Below are 18,838 nucleotides of genomic sequence, written 5' to 3'. Positions count from 1 at the left end.
CGTACAGTCTCCGGCCCGTTTTCCTGGTACCACTGAACAGAACCTCAGCCCTGTGCAGCCTTTCCGACTGCTCACAGGGGATCGGCGTTGTAGAGGTCACACAAAGTCAGGGGACGAGAGCCACCTCACATTCGTGGGTGGCACATGCCTTCCCCGGAGTGACACGCAGACCCAGATGGGGGCCCCGCTCGGTCACCTCGACCGAGTCGTCGGCCCGCAGCACCCGGCGCACCGGGTGGTGCCGGGTGTCCCAGACGATCTCCAGCGGTTCGCCGGTGCGCGGCGGCTCGCTGACACAGAGCCTAGCGGTAGCGGTACGGCGGTCGTGCCGCACCAGCACACCGGCGCCGCCGGACGCGGTCAGCGGTCCCACCGAACCGGCCTGCCAGAACGTGGCGGCGAGCAGCCCCAGCGAGGGCACGGCGACGGCCTGGCGGACGGCGTCGTTGGCGAGGACGGTCGTCCAGTGCCGGTCGGCGGCGCGCGCGGCGACGGTGCGGCGGGAGGCGCCGGGCAGCAGGAGGTAGGTGTAGGAGGCGTCGGCCGGGTCGGTGCCGTGGTCGAGCCAGAGGGTCTGCCAGCGGCGGGTGCGGCGCTCGGGCGAGCTGGTGGTGTTGATGTCGGCCCAGGCGCCGGTGCGGTCCTCGCGCAGGGTGCGCAGCACGGGGCGGCCGGGACCGTGGCCGGAGCCGGGGCCGGGGCCGGGGTCGGGGAACACCCAGCCGCCATGGCCCTCCAGGTGGGCCCAGCGCGCTCCACGGCCCGCCCCCCGGACGAACGCCTGGGTGCCGCCCTCGCCGAGGTTGCGGTTGTCGACGACGGTCTCGACGGGCACCCCGTCGGCGCAGGTGATCCCGGCGCCCAGGCAGATGACGGCGTCACCGGCGAAGACCCAGGACCTGCGGGCCCGGAGGGTGGAGCCGACCCCCTTCAGATGCTGGCCGATCGCCGCGTACGTGCCGTCCGTGGTGCCGCCGACCCAGCGCGCGTCGGGCCGGGCGGCGCCCCATTCGCCGCCCGCGCGGTCGGGCAGGCGCCGGGTGGAGACGGTGGTACCGGGCAGCCGGTACCAGTCGACGGTGGGCCAGAACCAGTCCGTGTACTGGTCGGTGGGCTCGCCCGCCGCCCACCACTGGAGCATGCCCGCGCCGGTGTGCCAGCCGCGCGGGTTCTCGCCGTTGCCGCACTCGTAGGCGGCGATGCGGTCGCTGCACAGGGAGAGGGCCGCGGTGAAGCGGGGGTGGCGGTGGACGGCCCGGTCCATGGCGGGGAAGAGCCGGTGGCCGAGCGGTTCGGGCGCGGCGGCCACGGGCGAGGCGGCGACCGTGTGCAGCCGGGCCAGGTCGGCGACGTCGAACTGGGGCGCGGTCAGGATCGGGGTGACGGTGTCCCGTTGGATCCAGCCCTTCACCCGCGCGTGCCAGCGCGCGCGCTCGGCGCGGCTCGCGCCGTCGGCGAGCAGGGCGATGGCGGCGATGAGCTGCTGTCCGTGGAAGTGGTCGCCGCGCAGGACGTGCCGGTCGTCGCCGCTGAGCAGGCCGCGGCTGATCGCGCGGCCGTTGACGCTGTCCATCACCAGTCCGTCGTGGATCAGCGGGGCGTAGGCGTGCTCGACGCCGTCCAGGACGTTCTGCCTCAGCGGGTCGGTGACCTCCCAGGCGGATCCGGCCAGCAGGGCGAGGAGCCGGCCGAGCCCGTCGAGCATGACCTGTCCGTACGTGCCCGAGTAGGCGACGTAGGTGTGCTGGACGAAGGAGCCGTCGGCGTAGAGGCCGTCGCCGGTGGTGACGTACGGGAAGACGGGCGAGAGGGCGTCGCGGGCGAGGGCGATCTTCTCCGGGGCCCGGCCGAGGACGCCGCGCAGGGCGACGGAGCGGCACAGGTCGACGCGGTTGGCGCCGGTGGAGGTGCCGGAGTAGTCGTGCAGCAGGGCGTCCGGGACGAAGTGGTCGACGGCGGCGCAGGCGGCGGCGGTCCGCGCGGCGCCGAGCTGTCCGTACAGGGCGGCCGTGAGGTCCATGAGCAGGCGCGGGCTGCCGATCTGCCACTCCCACCAGTTGCCGTAGGGGGTGGTGGCGGGGTGGTAGACGGTGACGGAGAGGTGGTCGAGGCCGCGCAGCACGTCCGCGAGGAGGGCCGGGTCGCCGGTGGCGCCGGTGCCCGGCTGGACGTACGCCTGGGCCATCGTCCAGAGCCTGCCGTAGCTCGCGGTGATGCCGGAGGGCGGGTCGAAGGGCAGGCCGGGCCAGAGGGAGGCGGGGGCGGGGGCCATGGCGGCGGCGAAGCCGCGGGCGAGCCGGCCGGTGTCGGCGAGCCGCGCGGCGTAGGGCTCGGCGGCCGGGTCGTAGCCGGTGCCGAGCGCGATGCCGAGCCAGCGCAGCCGCAGGGCCTCGTAGGGGTCGGCGGGGTCGGCAGGGTCGGCGGCGGCCCGGCCGGTGAGGGCCGTGGTGCCGGTGGTGGCGGCGAGGAGGGCGGCGGCGAGGAGGCCGCGGCGGGTGGGGCGTACGAAGGCTCCGCGGGCGGGGGTCCCTTGCTGATGCTTCGTCATGGGGCCTGGTTAGCCGTGGGCGGGGGCGGGCGTCAACACTCCCCGCCCAAGAGGTTGAATATTGAACGGAATGGCGCTACTGTCGTCCTTGTTGGTTCTGGTTGAACATTCAACATCCTCGGCACTCCCCCTCGGTGCCGGGTGACCACCGTCCCCAGGGAGCAGATCATGGGCATCTTCGGCCGCAAGAACGAGACCGAGACCACCACCGCCGCGACCACCGCCGCGGACCCGCGGCTCGCGGCGCTGACCGGCGACTACACGATCGACCCGTCGCACAGCACGCTCGGGTTCGTCGCACGGCACGCCATGGTCACCAACGTGAAGGGCGCCTTCAACGACTTCACCGGCAGCCTGCACCTGGACGGCGCCGACCCGGCGAAGTCGACGGCGACGCTCGACATCGCGATGGACAGCATCGACACGGGCAACGCGGACCGCGACGGGCACCTGAAGAGCGCGGACTTCTTCAAGACCGACGAGTTCCCCGCGATGACCTTCCGCTCCACCGCCGCCGAGTCCCTGGGCGGCGACGACTACCGGATCACCGGTGACCTGAGCATCCTCGGCGTCACCAAGCCGATCAGCATCGACCTGGAGTTCAACGGCGCCGCCAAGGACCCCTTCGGCAACGAGCGCGTCGGCTTCGAGGGCAAGGCCGAGATCCTGCGCTCCGAGTGGGGCCTGACCTGGAACGCGGCCCTGGAGACGGGCGGCGTCCTGGTCTCCGACAAGATCAAGCTCAACTTCGACATCTCGGCGATCAAGCAGTCCTGAACCGGGCGCCCGCCCAGTGGGCCGCCGCCGCCCTTCTCACCGGGCCTCACCCCACCGGGCCTCACCCGGCGGCGGCCCCTTCCGGCACCCCGGCCCGGTCGAGCAGTGCGTGCAGCCGGGTGTCGGTCAGCGCCGCGTTGGCCGCCGCTTCCTCGGCGGTGGCCGGGTCCTCCAGGAGCCGCGCGAGCAGGTCCCCGGGCAGCCGGGGGTTGGCGGCCGCCGCCCGGCGGACGGCGGCATCGGGATCGTCCAGCAGCCTCACAGGCGGTTCCTCCAGTGTCGGATCGCCCGCGGCCAGGGCCCGCACCTCGGCGTCCGCGTGGCCGAGCAGGTGCCGCAGGCCGGTGCGCGGCAGCCGGGGCAGCGTGCGCAGGTGGGCCCGCTGCCGGGGCAGGGCGAGGAACGCTTCGAGGAGCAGTTCCGGCGGCGCGGCCGGGTGGTTGCAGGCCAGCAGGTGCCGTACGTCCGGGTCGGGGTCGGCGGCGAGGCGCTCCGCCGCGTCGGCGGGCAGGTCCGGCCGGCTCGCCGCGGCCCGGCGGAGCAGCGGATCACCGGACGCGGCGCAGTCGGCGTACCAACCCGGGTCCGGCTCCCCGAACGACCGGGCGACCACGCCGATCTGATCGGCACCGCAGCCGATGACCCGGTCGAGGGCGTCGCGCTGGGCCCAGGTGCGCGGCAGCGGATGCGTCCTGGCCCGCAGCCGCACCCTCTCGTCGGGATCCTCGGCGAGCGCGGCCAGCAGCCCGGGACCGAGGTCGGCACGCGCGGCCACGTGGACGCGGACCTCCGGGTCGGGGTGGCGGGCCAGCCGCTGGACCGCGAAGGCGGGCGTGTACCGGTTGTGCGCCAGCGACGTGAGGTCCCGTCCGGCCGCCAGACACGCCTCGGCCACCGCCGCCGAGACGGCGCAGCTGTACAGGAGCGTTCTCCGGGGCAGGCAGTCCTGGTCGGGCAGGTCCGCCTGCATGGCCTCGGGATCCTCGTCACGGCGCCTCAAGCGCGCGGCCTCCCGCACGGCGGGGTCGGGGTCGGCGCGGAGGGTCTCCCGCTCGGCGGGGGTGAGCCAGTGCCAGTACCCGGCGGCGTACGCGCGCAGCTCGCTCCGGTCGTGGCCGGTCATCCGGTGCGGGAACGACGGGGGGATCTGCCCGGAGAACGCCAGCTCCTGCCTGATCTCGTCCGCCGTGACGAGCGGGTCGTGACCGGGTCGGTCCTCGGCGGTGAGCAGGGTCACCAGCGCGTCGTCGGGAAGCGGGACGACCCGGTCGGAGCGGGGACGCGGGCCGCCGGCGAGCCGGGCGCGCACCAGCGCGTCCGGGTCATGGGCCAGCCGTCCGCGGTGCACCGGGTCGGCCCGGTGGTTGCGGGCGAACGCGCCCCGGACCTGTGGCGACGGGTGCGCGAGCACCGCCTCCACGACGGCCTGCGGCAGATCGCCGTGCTCGCACAGCGGCTCCCAGGCGGCCCGCACGGCCGACCGCAGCAGGCGGAGCTGGACGCCGGGCCCGGCCGACGGGTTGACGGCGATGCCGCGCAGCCACGCTTCGGCGAGCGTCGAGGAGGACCCGGAGGACCCGGCAGACCCGGAGGACGAGGAGGGCATCGCGCCATCCTCGCGGACGGATTCTCCTCGCGGGCGAACTTTTCTCCGAAGAACTGTTATGCGACCCCGTCTCCCCGGTCTCCCAGGCATCGGACATCATCGACCGACGTCAAGGGACGGGGTAGTTCTCGTATGAGCACACAGCACTCGGTGGACACGGCGGCGCTCGTGGCCGCTGCCCGCGAGGGCGACCCGGCGGCTCAGGACGCCCTGGTCGGCGCCTATCTGCCGCTGGTCTACAACATCGTGGGCCGGGCGCTGAACGGCTCGGTGGACGTCGACGACGTCGTGCAGGACACCATGCTGCGGGCGCTGGACGGGCTGGGCGGACTGCGGGATCCGGGCAGCTTCCGGTCCTGGCTGGTGGCGATCGCCATGAACCGGGTGCGGGCGCACTGGCAGGACCGGCAGGCCGCGCCGTACGCCGTGGAGGACGCGGGCGAGGTCGCCGGTCCCGGCGGTGACTTCGTGGATCTGACCATGCTGCGGCTCCAGTTGTCCGGGCAGCGCCAGGAGACCGCGCGGGCCACCCGCTGGCTGGAGCCCGACGACCGGGCGCTGCTGTCCCTGTGGTGGCTGGAGTGCGCCGGGGAGCTGACCCGCACCGAGGTCGCGGCGGCCCTGAAGCTCTCCCCGGAGCACACGGCGGTCCGCGTCCAGCGGATGAAGGCGCAGTTGGAGGCCGCCCGGGTGGTCGTACGGGCGCTCGACGCCCGGCCGCGCTGCGCCGAACTCAACGACGTGCTGGCCACGGGCTGGGACGGCCACCCCTCCGCGCTCTGGCGCAAGCGCATCGCCCGCCACGCGCGCGCGTGCGCGCACTGCGCCGGGCTGTGGAGCGGTCTGATGCCCGCCGAAGGGCTGCTGGCCGGGCTGGCGCTGGTCCCGGTGCCGGTGGCCCTGCTGCGGCTGGCCGGCCCCGCCATCGACGCCGCGCCCGTGGGCGCGGCCGCTCCCCTCGACCCGGCGGCCGCCACCGTCTCCCTGCCCGCCGTCCCCGGCTCCACCGGCCGGGCCGCCGCCCGGCACCGCGTCTCCGGCGGGCGCTCCCCCGGCGGCCGGGCGGGCGCGCGCGACGCGGCCCGCCGCCGTCGCCGCGTCCGGCGGCGCACGGCCGCCGCCACCGTGGTGGCCGCCTGTGTGGTGGGCGGCGGCATCTGGTACTTCGGCGGCGGCAGCGGCGAGGACGGTACGACGGCCCGGGGCCCCGCCACGCCCGTCACCGACCTGGCCGCGCCCGGCACCCAGCTCGACGGCACCCCGGCCGCCTCCGCCTCGGCCTCGCCGTCCGCCTCTCCGTCCCCGTCCGCGTCCCCCTCGGCCTCCCCCTCCAAGAGCCCCGGCGCCTCCAAGAGCCCGGCGGCACCGAGGAGCAGGACCCCGTCCGCGCCCGCGCACCAGCCCCGGCCGACGCACAGCGCCCCCGCCACCCACGCCCAGCCGCCCGCGCCCCAGGGCGATGTCGCCCAGGTCCTCGCCCTGGTCAACCAGGAGCGCGCCAAGGCCGGTTGCGGTCCCGTCACCGGGGACTCCCAGCTGGACACCGCCGCCCGCGACCACTCCGACGACATGGCCGCGCGCGACTTCTTCGACCACACCAACCCGGACGGCAAGGACCCCGGCGACCGCATCACCGCCGCCGGATACCGCTGGTCCACCTACGGCGAGAACATAGCCAGGGGGCAGCAGACCCCCGCCTCCGTGATGGACTCCTGGATGCACAGCCCCGGCCACCGCGCCAACATCCTCAACTGCTCCTTCAAGAACCTCGGCGTCGGCGTCCACGACGGCCCCGGCGGACCGTGGTGGACCCAGGACTTCGGTACGAGGATGTGAGCGCCGCCGGTCAGCGGGGCGCCGCGAACTCGCACCACACGATCTTGCCGGGCGAGCGCGCGTCCACCCCCCACTTGTCCGCCAGCGCGGCGACCAGCATCAGGCCCCGGCCGCGCTCCGACTCGGCCGAGGTCTCCGGCACACGGACGTCCCCCGTCCCGCTGTCGTGCACCTCCACGCGCAGCGCGCCGCCCGGATGCAGCGCGAGCAGCAGCAGAAAGCCACGGCCGGGCGGTACGCCGTGCAGCAGCGCGTTGGTCGCCAGTTCGCTCACACAGAGCTGTACGTCGTCGGCGCGTACGGGCGCCGCCCACTCGGCGAGGACGGCCTGCGCGAACTGCCGTGCGAGCCGCACCGACCTGCGGTCCCGTCGGTAGAACGCCTTACGGGTCAGGGGGAGTTGAAGTTCCACGTTCACGGGACGAGTGTCACTGTGTGTCACTACTGTGGACCAACGAGTGAAGTCGTAGTTCTGATTACTACGGCCCCACTCCGACCGCTGCGCGTGCACACGGGGGTAAGGAAGACCCATGCAATCGGGGACGAAAAGCAAAAAGAACGGCACCTGGCAGGCCGTGGGATCACTGGTCGCCCACTACCGCAAGCGGGCCCGGATGACCCAGGAGCAATTCGCGGAGGCCGCCAGCATCCACGTCGACACGGTGGGATCCATCGAGCAGGGCCGCCTGGCCCTCCAGCCTGACCGCGCGGAGCAGTTCGACGAGCTGCTGGGCACGGGCGGTGCGTTGGCCGTCCTTGTGGAGCGCCTGCCCGTACGGGACCGGATCGTGCAGTTCGCGCAGGGGCTGGTGGATCACGAGCAGGTGGCGGTGGGCATCCTCTCGTATCAGAGTCTTGCCGTACCAGGACTGCTCCAGACGCGGGACTACTGCCAAGCGGTCTTCGACTACCGCTATCCAGCGCTGGAAAGCGAGACGGCCGAGCAGTGGGTGACCACCCGCATGGACCGACAGTTGATCTGGCAGCGAGCACGTCCGCCCGTGGGGCACTTCGTCATGGAGGAGAGCATCCTGCGGCGGGTCGTGGGCAGTGAGGAGATCATGCGGGAGCAGTACCGCAAGATCCTTGAGTTCACCGAGCCGACCAACATGAGCTTCCAGATCATGCCTGGCAACCGGACTCCGCATGCCTGCCTTGACGGGCCCATGGTGCTGCTGGAGACGCCCGACCACGAGCGTCTTGTCTACTTGGAGGTCCAGCGGGCGAGTTTCCTCGTCGAGGACCCCGACGAGGTGAGCGATTACCACCTTCAGTATGGAATGCTGCGGTCTCAAGCCCTCTCGCCCGACGAGAGCGTGCGCTTCTTGCACGAACTGCTAGGAGAGTCATGAAGACCGCGTGGTTCAAGTCCAGCTACAGCGGAAGTCAGGGAGGTGACTGCCTCGAAGTCTCCTACGACTGGCGCAAGTCCAGCTACAGCAGCGACGAGGGCGGCAACTGCGTCGAGGTCGCCGCCCATACCTCCGCCATCCACATCCGTGACTCCAAGGCCGCCCCCGTCGGCCCCGTCCTGACCGTCTCCCCCGCGAGTTGGGCCGCCTTCGTCGGCCGTACCCGCGAGGTGTAGTTCAGAACCCGCCCCCGAAGTCCCCTCCGCCTCCGCCTCCGCCGCCGTCTCCGAAGCCGCCGCCGAAGTCGCCCGGGTCGAAGTCGGCGCCGGAGACGTCGCCGCCGGTGTAGCCGCCGAAGCCGCCGTCGCCGTAGTCGGCGGCGTAGCTCGGGGTGGACAGCATGCCGCCGAGGACGGTGCCGACGAGGAGGCCGGGGAGGATGCCGCCGCCGAAGTAGCCGCCCGCCCAGGGGCCGTAGGCGGGGCCCGCGTCCCAGTAGGGGCGGCGGCCCTGGTCGGTGTCGACCTGGCGGACCACCGGGTCGCGGCCGTCGGCCAGGCGGGTGGCGTCGGCGGCGCAGACCGGGACCTGGCGCGGTGCGCCGCCGGGCGGGGTCCAGGTGGCGTCGGTGACCGAGGGGCCGTGGCGCGGGTCGAAGAAGCAGGGCGGGCGGCGCTCGGGCAGCGGGCGGTGCTCGCGGCGGGCGGCGAGCAGGGCGAGGGAGAAGCGGCCGTCCTCCAGCGCCCGGGTGACCGCGCGGACGTCCTCCGGTCCGCGGGCGGCGGCCATGGACTGCTTGGCCTGCTCGTAGGCGTCGAGGGCGCGTTCGTAGTCGGCGCGCATGGCGTCGTCCGCGCCGGACTCGGCCGGGTGGAAGTCCAGGCGGTCCAGTTCCTCGCCGAACGCGGTGATGTCCTCGTCGACGACGACCCGCAGCTTCTCCAGGGCGGCGCGCTGCTCGGCCTCGCGGCGGCGGGAGCTGCGCCGGGCCAGGGTGTACGCGCCGACGCCGCCGGCGACCAGGACCGCCGCCACCGTGACCAGGGCGGTGCCCGACATGCCCCCGGAGCGGCCGTCGCCGCCCCAGGAGGCGGGCGCTCTGCCGCGCAGGTTGGCCAGGGCGCGGTCGGTGAAGTCGGTGAGCTGGGTCGCGGTGTCCTCGCCCTGGACGCTGGTGACCAGGTTCCGTACGGCGGTGCGGGGCAGCACGGAGGCGTCGGCGCGGGCGTCGAAGCGGTCGCCGAGGCGGACGGCGTAGGCGCCGGTGACGCCGGTGGCGGTGCGCAGGTCGGCGAAGAGGTTCTGGGTGGGGTAGCCGGCCGGGAGGACGGCGATGAACAGGGGCCGGTCGGCGTCCTTGATCTTGCGGGCGAGCGCGTCGGCGTCGGCGGACCCCAGTTGCGCGGCGGCGGCCGGGTCGACGTAGACGGGGCTCTTGCGCAGCGCCTGGGCGATGGCCGAGACGCTGGTGGCCGCCTCGGCCCGGGGCGCGCTCGTGGCCAGGAAGGACAGGGCGACCAGGAGGGCCGCGAGCAGTGCCGCCGGGAGTCTGCCGGGGGCGCGGGGCGGGGCGACGGCCTTCATGGTTCGAAGCTACCCGAAATATGACAAGCGGGTCGTTCGGGCTGGTGGGGGCGCCCTCCCGTGCACCCCCACCAGCGGTGTGCGGGGCGGTCAGGCCGCCCGGTAGGCGGCCGTGAGGCGGTCCACCGCCGCGCCGTAGCGGCCGGTCAGCAGGAGGTGGTCGGCGTCCGCGAAGGGCGCCGCGGCCGCCGCCGTCATCCCGCGCCCGGCGATCCGCTGCTGGACGATCAGCCGGGCCTGGGTGACCAGTTCGCGGCCCGTCCCCGCGGCGTGCGCGTGTTCGGCGACGGTCGCCGCGAGGCCGAGGGCCCGCAGGGTGAGGGCGCCTCCGGCGGGCGCCTTCCTGAGGGTGGTCAGGCCCCAGCCGTAGGGGAACTGCGGATCGTAGGAGGCGTCCCCGACGTTGATCGGAAGCTGCTGCTCCGACCTGGGCCAGGTCACCGGGAGCTGCCCGGTGAAGGGCCGCCTGCCGTAGAGCACGTCCGCGACGCCGTCGCCCTCGGTGCCGGGCAGCCAGGAGGCGACGAGCGCGTCGATGGCGCCGAGCCGGTCGCCGATCAGCTCGGGGCGGCCCGAGACGATCAGCACGGCGCACTTCATGGCCGCGCACACCTTGTCCACGGCGGCCCGGTCGGCGGCCGAGAGCCGCAGGTCGTGGCCGTTGCCGACATCGCCGACGCCCTCGGCGTACGGGGTCTCGCCGACGACGACCACCCCGGCGTCGTAGCCGCCGGTGGGCGCGGAGGCGTCCTTGGAGTAGGTGACGTCCCCGCCGGCGTTCCGCATGCCCTGGAGGATCGTGGTCCCCTTGATGATGTTCCCGGAGGAGCCCTGCCAGCTGATGGTCCAGCCGCCGGTCTGGTTGCCGATGTCGTCGGCGTTGGACCCGGCGACGTAGACCTTCTGGTTCTTCTTCAGCGGGAGCAGGTCCCCGCTGTTCTTCAGCAGCACCTGCGAGGCGGCGGCGGCCTGGCGGGCGACGTCGCGGTGGGCGGCGGAGCCGATCGCGGAGGCGTTGCGGGTGTCGGCGTAGGGGTGCTCGAACAGGCCGAGGCGGAACTTCTCGGTCAGGATGCGCGAGACGGCGTCGTCGATCCGCTTCCCGCTGATCCGGCCCGCCTTCACCTCGTCGGTGAGGGCGGCGGTGAACTTGGCGTGGCTGTACGGCACCATCATCATGTCGACGCCCGCGTTCACGGACGCGGTGACCTGCTGCGGGTAGCTGCCGGGGAGCTGGTCGAGGGCGTTGTAGTCGCTGATGACGAAGCCGTCGAAGCCCATGCGGTCCTTGAGCACGCCGTTGATCATGTCGCCGCGCGCGTGCATCCTGACGGCGCCCTTGCCGTCGCCCTCGATGTCGAGGGAGGAGTAGGACGGCATGACGGTGCCGACGCCCCGGTCCACGGCGTCCTGGTAGGGCGCGAGGTGGATGTCCTCCAACTGCTTGCGGGTGACCTCGGTGACGCCCTGGTCCAGGGTGTAGGTGCCGGTGGTGGAGGAGCCGTAGGCGGTGCCGCCGTCGCCGAGGAAGTGCTTGGCGGTGGCCAGCACCTTGTCGTCGCGGTCCAGGTCGCTGCCGTCGGGGCGGCCCTGGAGGCCCTGGATGACCGTCTCCATGGACTTCACCAGGGCCGGGTCCTCGCCGTAGGACTCGTAGGAGCGGCCCCAGCGCTCGTCGCGGGTGACGCACACGCAGGGCGCGAAGTCCCAGGGGACGCCGGTGGCGCGCACCTCGGACGCCGTGACGGCGCCGGTCCGCTCGGCGAGCGCGGGGTCGCGGGTGGCGCCGATGCCGATGTTGTGCGGCATGATCGTGGCACCGGCGAGGTTGTTGTGGCCGTGCACCGCGTCCACGCCGTAGACCAGCGGGATCTGGAAGCGGGTGGCCTGGGCGCGCAACTGGAAGCCGTCGACCATCTTCGCCCAGGCTTCGGGCGTGTTGGGCTCGGGGACCGAGCCGCCGCCGGAGAGCAGCGAGCCGAGGGCGTAGGAGGCGATGTCGCCGGGCGCGGACATGGCGCCGCGCTCGGCCTGGGTCATCTGCCCGGCCTTCTCCGCCAGGGACATCCGGGAGACCAGGTCCGCGACCCGCTTCTGCACCGGCAGGCGGCTGTCCAGGTAGGGCAGTCCGTGCGCGTCCACCACGATCCGCGGTGTCTCGGCGGGAGCCTTGGCGCCGGTGACGGTGAGCTGGAGCGGGATGGTCTCGGCCGCTTCGGCGAGGCGGTCCTTCAGGGTGCTCACGCGGACCGTGCGGGAGGTGCCGGAGGCGGTGCCCGCGGGGAAGGTGAGGGTGCCGGAGACGGGGGTGTAGTCCTTGCCGGGGGTCGCGGTGCCCTCGCCGGTCGTGTAGGCGACGGTGACGGGCTGGTCGAGGGGGACGGCGCCGGTGGTGGCGACGGTGACGCGGACGGCGGCCGTGCCGCCCTCGGTGACCGGGACGACGGCCGCGTCGGTGCTGACGGCGGCGCGCAGCGACTGGTCGGCGCGGCCGTACAGTTCGACGCCGTCCAGCGCGAAGGCGCCCTTGGCGCCGGTGGGCAGGGTGAGGGCGTAGCCCCACATCTGGGTGAGGCCCAGGACGTGGTCGATGCCGCCGACGGGCTGGTAGTCCGTACGGTAGGTGAAGTCGGCGAAGGGCAGTTCGATCTGCTTCCAGCCGGTGAAGTCGTCCGTGAAGGACGTGGTCCACAGCTCGGACGCCTCGCCGTTCGCGCCGCCGTCCTTGATCTCGAAGGGGATCCTGCTGCCGGTGGCGTGGCCCTCCCACCACAGCCGGATGCCGCGGTGCGCGGACCAGTCGTGGGCGGGGCGGTCGGCCGCGTAGTCGTGGGTGAAGCCGCCGTAGCCGCTGATGTCGTAGGTCCCGGCCAGCACCTTGGCGCCCTCGGGGGCGTCGGGGCGCTCGGCGAGGCGGAGGGCGGGGGCGTCGTCGCTGTCGCCGCCCCAGGTGAAGATGCCCTCGGCGGGCTGGCTCGCGAAGGGCACCTCGCCCTCGAAGCGGTCGACGGGCACGGGAGCGGGGTCGTCCGCGCCGGCGGCGGCACCGGCCGCGCCGAGCGGCAGCAGTGCGGTGAGCAGGGCTGCGGAGGCGAGCAGGGCGGTTCTTCGCATGGACCTTCCCTCGGTATCCGGACTGTTCCAGGGTCTTCCAGGGCTGTTCCGACACGTCGCTGAACGCTCGGCTCGGGACTGGACGCCCGGCTCGGGGCCGAACACCCGGCTCGGGGCCGAACGCTCGGCTCAGGGCTTAGATCACAGCGTGAGTTAAAGGGGGACATGTCATTCCGTCAAGACTTCACGCCCCAACCGGTACACAGGCAACGCACGGGAAAAGAACGACCGTTGCGCCTTCGGGTCGTGAACACACAGCCTCCGCGGTGACGTATCGTCGGACTACCGTCTTGTCCGACTTGTCACCGGGAGCCCGGCATGAGCACCGCCCGCGATCTGCTGTTCGTCACCCTGGACGTGCCCGGCGGCCATCCGGTCGAGCAGGGGGACCTCTCGCTCGCCCTGGCGGGCGCGGAACTCCTCGATCTGCTGGCCGGCGGGGCGGTGCTGCTGATCGGGGACCGGCTGCGGCCGGGTCCGCGCACGCTGTCCGGCGACCCGCTCCTGGACGAGGCGGCGACCCGCGTCCAGGGCGAGGAGCCGTACGAGAGCGTCGAGGACTGGCTGTGGCGGCGCGGGCGCGGGCTGGCCGAGGGCTACACCGCCGTACTGGAGGCGGAGGGCCAGCTCACCAGCGTCCGGCGGCACCGCTGGCTGCCCAGCCGCCCGGTGGACCGGACCACACCGGCCGACGGCAGCGCCGACCGGCGCTCGGCCGCCGACCGCTGGGCCGCCCGCGAACCGGTCCTCACCGCCCTGGCCGCCACGCTCGGCGTCACGCCGGACACCGGCGACGGCGCTCCCGCCGCCGAGCCCGAGGACGAGACCGCGCTGACCGTGCTGGCCGCCGTGGGCGACGCCGTCACCGAACTGGAGGGCGTCCGCCAGCGGCGGCGGGTGGAGAACGCGGCCTTCGACAACATCTGGCGGGCGCCCTGACCCGCGGGGCCGGGCGCCCGCCCGGCTGCTACGCGGCCGGGTCCACCGCGGCGCGCAGCAGGCCGTAGGTGTAGGCGTCCTCCAGGGCCTGCCAGGAGGCGGCGATGACGTTGTCGGCGACGCCGACCGTGGACCACTCGCCCTTGCCGTCCGAGGTGGAGATCAGCACGCGGGTGGTGGAGGAGGTGCCGTGGCGGCCCTCCAGGATGCGGACCTTGTAGTCGACCAGTTCGAGCGAGCCGAGCTGGGGATAGATCTTCTCCAGGGCGACGCGCAGGGCCCGGTCCAGGGCGTTGACCGGGCCGTTGCCCTCGGCGGTGGCGACGATGCGCTCGCCCTTGGCCCACAGCTTGACGGTGGCCTCGTTGGCGTGGGAGCCGTCGGGGCGGTCCTCGACGATGGCCCGCCAGGACTCCACGTCGAAGTACTTCAGCGGGCGGCCCTGCACCTCCGCGCGCAGCAGCAGCTCGAAGCTGGCGTCGGCGGCCTCGTAGGTGTAGCCCTTCAGCTCGCGTTCCTTGACCCGCTCCACGACCCGGCCGACCAGCTCGCGGTCGCCGCCGAGGTCGATGCCGAGCTCCTTGCCCTTCAGCTCGATGGAGGCGCGCCCGGCCATGTCGGAGACCAGCATGCGCATGGTGTTGCCGACGCGCTCGGGGTCGATGTGCTGGTAGAGGTCGGGATCGACCTTGATCGCGGAGGCGTGCAGGCCGGCCTTGTGGGCGAAGGCGGACAGGCCGACGTAGGGCTGGTGGGTGGAGGGCGTCAGGTTGACGACCTCGGCGATGGCGTGCGAGATCCGGGTCATCTCGCGCAGCCGCCCCTCGGGGAGCACCTGCTTGCCGTACTTTAGCTCCAGGGCGGCGACGACCGGGAAGAGGTTGGCGTTGCCGACCCGCTCGCCGTAGCCGTTGGCGGTGCACTGCACATGGGTGGCGCCCGCGTCGACGGCGGCCAGGGTGTTGGCGACCGCGCAGCCGGTGTCGTCCTGGGCGTGGATGCCGAGGCGCGCGCCGGTGTCGGCGAGGACGGTGGCGACGACCGCCTGGACCTGGGCGGGCAGCATCCCGCCGTTGGTGTCGCACAGCACGACGACGTCGGCGCCCGCCTCGGCGGCGGCGCGGACGACCGCCTTGGCGTACTCGGGGTTGGCGCGGTAGCCGTCGAAGAAGTGCTCGCAGTCCACGAAGACGCGGCGGCCCTGGGCGCTCAGGTGGGAGACGGTGTCGCGCACCATCTCCAGGTTCTCCTCCAGGGTGGTGCGCAGCGCCAGCTCCACATGCCGGTCGTGCGACTTGGCGACCAGGGTGATCACCTCGGCGCCGGACTCCAGCAGCGCCTTGACCTGCGGGTCCTCGGCGGCCTTGGCACCGGCGCGGCGGGTGGCGCCGAAGGCGACCAGCCGGGCGTTGCGGAAGTCGATCTCGTCCTTGGCGCGGGCGAAGAACTCGGTGTCGCGGGGGTTCGCCCCGGGCCAGCCGCCCTCGATGAAGCCCACGCCGAAGTCGTCCAGGTGGCGGGCGATGGCCAGCTTGTCGGCGACGGTGAGGTTGATGCCCTCCCGCTGGGCGCCGTCGCGCAGGGTGGTGTCGAAGACGTGGAACGAATCGTCCAGCCGGCTGGTTTCGGACATGTCTCAGGGCTCCTGTGTGGGATCTCGGTCGTACCGGAATGACCGGCTCCACCGTCCCCCCAATACTCGCGCGCCGTGCTCCCCGGCTGAAGGTGGGCCGGGAAAACGAAAGACCCCTCGCGGGTGCGAGAGGTCTGCGCGCGGGTCGAGGACGACGATGGCCGCCCGTACCTGGTCGTACGTGGCGGTCACTGCGGACCGGCGCGCCTGCTGCCAATAATCATGGCGAACGAGAGCACGGGGGCAGTCTGGCACAGTCCCGCCCCCACGCTCACCGCCGTCTCAGGATGCGGGCGCGGGCGTGGACACCTCGGCGTTCTTCACCCGGGTCAGGTCCAGGTCCCGGGTCTCGCGCATGCTGACGTACACCACCAGGGAGACCGCCGCGCAGCCCGCCACGTACCAGAAGAAGCCCGACTCGATCCCGGCGTTCTTGAACCACAGCGCGACGTATTCCGCGGTGCCGCCGAACAGGGCGTTGGCCAGCGCGTAGGGCAGCGCCACGCCGAGGGCGCGCACGCCGGTGGGGAACAGCTCGGCCTTCACACAGGCGTTGATCGAGGTGTAGCCGGTGACCACGACCAGGGCCAGCAGGGACAGGCCCAGCGCGGGCCAGAAGCTGCCCGCGTGCTGGAGCAGGGTCAGGATCGGCACGGTCAGCAGGGTCGAGCCGACCGCGAAGGTGATCAGCAGCGGGCGGCGCCCGATCCGGTCGGAGAGCCGCCCGGCCAGCGGCTGGAGGCAGGCGAAGACGATCAGCGCGGTGAAGGAGACCAGCGTCGCGGTCCGCTTGGGCAGGCCCGCGGAGTTGGACAGGTACTTGGTGAGGTAGGTGGTGTACGTGTAGTACGCCACCGTGCCGCCCATGGTCAGCGCCATCACGAGCAGCGCCTCGCGCCGGTGCCGCCACAGCGCGCGCAGCGTGCCGCGCTCCGCGCCGCCGCTGTCGTCGGCCTCGTACACCTCGGTCTCCAGCATGCTGCGCCGCAGGTAGAAGATGACGGCCGCGCCGAGCGCGCCCACCACGAACGGGATCCGCCAGCCCCAGCTGTGCAGCGCGTCGTCGGACAGGGTCCGCTGGAGCAGGATCTGGAGGCCGAGGCCGACGATCTGGCCCGCGGTCATCGAGACGTACTGGAAGCTGGAGGCGAAGCCGCGGCGGCGCGGGTCGGACGCCTCGGTGAGGTAGGTGGCGCTGGCCGCGTACTCGCCGCCCACCGAAAGACCCTGGAGCAGCCGGGCCAGCAGCAGCACCAGCGCGCCGCCGTACCCGGCGACACCGTAGGTCGGCGCTACGGCGATCAGGACCGCCGAGGCCGACATCAGGGTGACGGTCAGGGTCAGGGCGGCCTTGCGGCCCTGGCGGTCACCGACCCGGCCCAGTAACCAGCCGCCGACCGGCCGCATGAAGAACCCGACCGCGAAGATGCCCGCGGTGTTCATCATCTGCGCGGTCGGATTGCCGTGCGGGAAGAACGCCCCGGCGAAGTAGGTGGCGAAACTGGCGTAGACGAACCAGTCGTACCACTCCACCATGTTTCCGGCCGAGCCGATCCAGATCTTCTTCCACTGCTCTCGTCCCATGCGCTGTGACTGCCCCGCCGGGACCCGGCCGACGCACCCCGCGCGAGCGGTGGGAAGGCTTCCTACGGCGTCAGCGACTCGTCCAGGAACTCCCCCACCAGCCCGAGCACCCGCTCCCGGCCGGTGCCGCGCAGGCCGATCGCCACCTGGAGAGAGAAGCCGTCGAGCAGGGCGCGCAGCCGGGTCGCGAAGCGGTCGGCGTCCACCGGGCGGAACTCGCCGCGCGAGACGCCCTCGGCGACCAGGGCCGCCAGGTCGCGGTGCCAGGCGCCCTCGATGGCGCCCTGCCGGTCCCGGGCGTCCTCGGCGGCGGTCAGCGAGCGGTTCCAGACCTCCAGCCAGAGCGTCCAGTGCGGGTCGTGCCGCCCGTCGGGCACATACAGGGCGACATAGGCGTCCAGCCGCTCCCGGGCCGGGGCGTCCCGCGCCAGCAGCCGCCCGCGCTCGGCCCCGAGCCGGCTCTCGCTCCACTCCAGGGTGCGCAGCAGCAGCTCGTCCTTGGAGCCGAAGTAGTACAGCAGATGGCCACTGCTCATCTGGACCTCGCGGCCCAGCGCCGCCATGGTGAGCTTCTCCAGACCGCGCTCGGCGATCATCTCCATGGCGGCGGCGAGCACCTCCTCGCGCGGCGGCGCGGGCGTACGGCTGCGCGTCACCGCCCCGCCCCCGCATCCACCCGGACGGATCCCGGATTCACCCGGACGGGCTCCGGATCCACCCCGACAGGCTCCGGATCCATCCGGACAGAGACCCGGCCGGACGCCGTGTCCGGGGTCCGGACCGGCTCGGCGGGTCGGTGGCCGCGAGCGGCGAAGAGCAGTACATCCACGCGTACGTTCTACCCGACCGCCGCCGCCGTCCGCGCCGTCGGGGCCGCCCGACGCAGGCCGCCCGTTGCGTCAGTGAGACGCAAGGGGCGGCGGTGAAGATCGACTCGGCGGACGGTCCGGGGGACCCGGACCGCGACGGACCACCGGGGCGGCGACAACGACGTGCGCGCCCAGGAGCCGGATGTCCCGTGCCGCGCGCGGGCGACGACCACGTCCGCTCCACCGTTCGTGGTGCCGATCCGGCGGCCACCCCACGTTCACCACCCAGGAGAGAGTCCCATGTCCTCCACCTCTCTCCACGACGTCCGCGACGCCGCGTCCGGCCGAGACGCGGCCTGCGCCTGCTGAGCCGGCTGACCCGGCTGCTGACCGCTTCCCTCGCCACGGGCGCGCTGCTGTCCGCGACGGCCCCCGCCGGGGCGGCCGGGCCGAGCAACAACGACGCCTACCGGAACATCGGGCCGGCGAGCGAGTCGGACTGGATGAAGTCCCGAACCGTCGGTGCTGCGGAACAACACGACGGCTCAGGTTTCGGTCGGTGCAGAACGGTGTCACCACCGAAGTCCTCGGCGTCAACGACCAGTTGATGCGCTACCTCGACAGCGGCGGCGGCAACGGCCGACTGGGCATGGTGATGACGGACTTCCCCGGCTGGGCGCTGGTGGACCCGGCGATCTGGCTGGTCAACGCGGACAAGACGTATGTCAACAGCGCGTACGGCTACCACGGGATCAAGGCGATCAACGGCAAGTGCCTGACGGTCCCCTACAACAACGGCACCCCGCCGGCGGCCGGGACACAGCTGTTCTGGTGGGGCTGCGAGAGCCACTGGTTCTCCGGCAACCAGATGTGGGACATCATCCCCACCAAGGTCGAGGTCTCCGGCACGTCCCGGACCGCCTACGCCTTCGTCGACCAGTGGACGGGCCAGTGCCTGGCCGTCGACCCGGCCACCGCCATCACCGCGGGCGGCAAGGTGACCCAGGACGCCCGCCCCAAGTAGCGGCAGGCCGGGCTGCTGCCGGGTGGCCTTCC

Annotated in this window: 14 protein-coding genes; 6 read left to right on the top strand and 8 right to left on the bottom strand. The window is 73.1% G+C overall.

All coding sequences use genetic code 11. The features are described from left to right. Positions 1 to 106: 106 nt before the first annotated feature. The gene (locus A8713_RS22540; RefSeq protein WP_064535429.1) at positions 107 to 2,548 is read right to left on the bottom strand and encodes a polysaccharide lyase 8 family protein; all 2,442 of its coding nucleotides are present in this window, start codon (positions 2,546 to 2,548) and stop codon (positions 107 to 109) included. 168 nt (positions 2,549 to 2,716) lie between these two features. On the opposite strand from A8713_RS22540, the gene A8713_RS22535 reads away from it, so the two are divergent. Continuing rightward, positions 2,717 to 3,325, top strand: coding sequence for a YceI family protein (locus A8713_RS22535; protein WP_064535428.1), 609 nt, complete (start codon positions 2,717 to 2,719; stop codon positions 3,323 to 3,325). A 61-nt stretch (positions 3,326 to 3,386) separates the two neighbouring features. Here the strand turns inward: A8713_RS22535 and A8713_RS22530 are convergent, their stop codons facing one another. Next, positions 3,387 to 4,931: a hypothetical protein gene (locus A8713_RS22530; RefSeq protein ID WP_064535427.1), complete on the bottom strand. Its 1,545-nt coding sequence runs from the start codon at positions 4,929 to 4,931 to the stop codon at positions 3,387 to 3,389. Between the two features lie 132 nt (positions 4,932 to 5,063). Here A8713_RS22530 and A8713_RS22525 point away from each other — a divergent pair, with 132 nt between their 5' ends. Beyond that, positions 5,064 to 6,767, top strand: a complete 1,704-nt coding sequence (locus A8713_RS22525) for a sigma-70 family RNA polymerase sigma factor (RefSeq protein WP_064535426.1) — start codon at positions 5,064 to 5,066, stop codon at positions 6,765 to 6,767. A gap of 10 nt (positions 6,768 to 6,777) precedes the next feature. Here the strand turns inward: A8713_RS22525 and A8713_RS22520 are convergent, their stop codons facing one another. Continuing rightward, positions 6,778 to 7,185 (bottom strand): ATP-binding protein, encoded by a 408-nt coding sequence (locus A8713_RS22520; protein WP_064535425.1) that lies wholly within the window; start codon positions 7,183 to 7,185, stop codon positions 6,778 to 6,780. Between the two features lie 112 nt (positions 7,186 to 7,297). Here A8713_RS22520 and A8713_RS22515 point away from each other — a divergent pair, with 112 nt between their 5' ends. Continuing rightward, a complete protein-coding gene (locus A8713_RS22515; RefSeq protein WP_064535424.1) occupies positions 7,298 to 8,119 on the top strand; it encodes a helix-turn-helix domain-containing protein in 822 nt (273 codons plus the stop codon). Beyond that, positions 8,116 to 8,355: a DUF397 domain-containing protein gene (locus A8713_RS22510; protein ID WP_064535423.1), complete on the top strand. Its 240-nt coding sequence runs from the start codon at positions 8,116 to 8,118 to the stop codon at positions 8,353 to 8,355. Before A8713_RS22515 ends, A8713_RS22510 begins: the two co-directional genes overlap by 4 nt. A gap of 1 nt (position 8,356) precedes the next feature. On the opposite strand, the gene A8713_RS22505 is transcribed toward A8713_RS22510, so the two are convergent. Both A8713_RS22505 and A8713_RS22500 read right to left on the bottom strand, forming a co-directional pair. Further along, positions 8,357 to 9,703 carry a hypothetical protein gene (locus A8713_RS22505; RefSeq protein WP_064535422.1) on the bottom strand — a complete coding sequence of 449 codons (1,347 nt, stop codon included), beginning with the start codon at positions 9,701 to 9,703 and terminating at the stop codon, positions 8,357 to 8,359. A 90-nt stretch (positions 9,704 to 9,793) separates the two neighbouring features. Next, complete coding sequence (locus A8713_RS22500; RefSeq protein ID WP_064535421.1) at positions 9,794 to 12,817, bottom strand: glycoside hydrolase family 3 protein; 3,024 nt, start codon at positions 12,815 to 12,817, stop codon at positions 9,794 to 9,796. Between the two features lie 318 nt (positions 12,818 to 13,135). Between A8713_RS22500 and A8713_RS22495 the strand changes: the two genes are divergently transcribed. Then, positions 13,136 to 13,756 carry a GOLPH3/VPS74 family protein gene (locus A8713_RS22495; RefSeq protein WP_064535420.1) on the top strand — a complete coding sequence of 207 codons (621 nt, stop codon included), beginning with the start codon at positions 13,136 to 13,138 and terminating at the stop codon, positions 13,754 to 13,756. Between the two features lie 28 nt (positions 13,757 to 13,784). On the opposite strand, the gene cimA is transcribed toward A8713_RS22495, so the two are convergent. The 3 genes from cimA to A8713_RS22480 all read right to left on the bottom strand — a co-directional run bounded on the left by cimA (position 13,785) and on the right by A8713_RS22480 (position 17,575). Then, positions 13,785 to 15,389: a citramalate synthase gene (gene cimA, locus A8713_RS22490; RefSeq protein ID WP_064535419.1), complete on the bottom strand. Its 1,605-nt coding sequence runs from the start codon at positions 15,387 to 15,389 to the stop codon at positions 13,785 to 13,787. 282 nt (positions 15,390 to 15,671) lie between these two features. Beyond that, positions 15,672 to 16,973: an MFS transporter gene (locus tag A8713_RS22485; RefSeq protein WP_064535418.1), complete on the bottom strand. Its 1,302-nt coding sequence runs from the start codon at positions 16,971 to 16,973 to the stop codon at positions 15,672 to 15,674. Between the two features lie 62 nt (positions 16,974 to 17,035). Continuing rightward, the gene (locus A8713_RS22480) at positions 17,036 to 17,575 is read right to left on the bottom strand and encodes a TetR/AcrR family transcriptional regulator (RefSeq protein ID WP_078531239.1); all 540 of its coding nucleotides are present in this window, start codon (positions 17,573 to 17,575) and stop codon (positions 17,036 to 17,038) included. A 766-nt stretch (positions 17,576 to 18,341) separates the two neighbouring features. On the opposite strand from A8713_RS22480, the gene A8713_RS22475 reads away from it, so the two are divergent. Continuing rightward, a complete protein-coding gene (locus A8713_RS22475; RefSeq protein WP_064535417.1) occupies positions 18,342 to 18,806 on the top strand; it encodes an RICIN domain-containing protein in 465 nt (154 codons plus the stop codon). Positions 18,807 to 18,838 lie beyond the last annotated feature (32 nt).

Source organism: Streptomyces sp. SAT1 (genome assembly GCF_001654495.1).
Taxonomy (GTDB): Bacteria; Actinomycetota; Actinomycetes; order Streptomycetales; family Streptomycetaceae; genus Streptomyces; species Streptomyces andamanensis.
This window is presented reverse-complemented; position numbering and strand designations above follow the sequence as displayed.

Coding starts and splice junctions, on each gene's coding strand:
- A8713_RS22530 (WP_064535427.1), bottom strand. CDS start 4,931: ATGCCCTCCTCGTCCTCCGGGTCTGCCGGGTCCTCCGGGTCCTCCTCG.
- A8713_RS22500 (WP_064535421.1), bottom strand. CDS start 12,817: ATGCGAAGAACCGCCCTGCTCGCCTCCGCAGCCCTGCTCACCGCACTG.
- A8713_RS22480 (WP_078531239.1), bottom strand. CDS start 17,575: ATGGAGATGATCGCCGAGCGCGGTCTGGAGAAGCTCACCATGGCGGCG.
- A8713_RS22510 (WP_064535423.1), top strand. CDS start 8,116: ATGAAGACCGCGTGGTTCAAGTCCAGCTACAGCGGAAGTCAGGGAGGT.
- A8713_RS22525 (WP_064535426.1), top strand. CDS start 5,064: ATGAGCACACAGCACTCGGTGGACACGGCGGCGCTCGTGGCCGCTGCC.
- A8713_RS22515 (WP_064535424.1), top strand. CDS start 7,298: ATGCAATCGGGGACGAAAAGCAAAAAGAACGGCACCTGGCAGGCCGTG.
- A8713_RS22535 (WP_064535428.1), top strand. CDS start 2,717: ATGGGCATCTTCGGCCGCAAGAACGAGACCGAGACCACCACCGCCGCG.
- A8713_RS22505 (WP_064535422.1), bottom strand. CDS start 9,703: ATGAAGGCCGTCGCCCCGCCCCGCGCCCCCGGCAGACTCCCGGCGGCA.
- cimA (WP_064535419.1), bottom strand. CDS start 15,389: ATGTCCGAAACCAGCCGGCTGGACGATTCGTTCCACGTCTTCGACACC.
- A8713_RS22485 (WP_064535418.1), bottom strand. CDS start 16,973: ATGGGACGAGAGCAGTGGAAGAAGATCTGGATCGGCTCGGCCGGAAAC.
- A8713_RS22540 (WP_064535429.1), bottom strand. CDS start 2,548: ATGACGAAGCATCAGCAAGGGACCCCCGCCCGCGGAGCCTTCGTACGC.
- A8713_RS22495 (WP_064535420.1), top strand. CDS start 13,136: ATGAGCACCGCCCGCGATCTGCTGTTCGTCACCCTGGACGTGCCCGGC.